General features: G+C 60.6%; 1 protein-coding gene. It reads right to left on the reverse strand.

The features are described 5' to 3' along the window. Nucleotides 1–218, reverse strand: a 218-nt coding sequence (locus tag FS804_RS24830) for a transposase (RefSeq protein ID WP_371417909.1), incomplete at both ends; no start/stop codon positions are given.

A 218-nucleotide genomic window follows, 5' to 3' on the forward strand; every position in this document is an offset into this window, starting at 1 on the left:
TCCGCGCGCGACTTCTGGAGCAGGGCGAGATCGTATTTGCCCTTGTTGGCGTTGGCCTTCAGGTGGGTGGAATCCGTATAGAGCACAGTCCCATCCACCAAGCCGTGCTTGATCGCCTGCTCGACAATCGCATCGAAGATGTCCTGGGCAACGGATGTGTCGTTGAAGCGGCGGCGGCGGTTCTGCGACAGCGTCGAGGCATCGAAGACCCGGTCAGT

It is taken from the genome of Agrobacterium sp. DE0009, from assembly GCF_007680755.1.
GTDB classification, from domain to species: domain Bacteria; phylum Pseudomonadota; class Alphaproteobacteria; order Rhizobiales; family Rhizobiaceae; genus Agrobacterium; species Agrobacterium tumefaciens_B.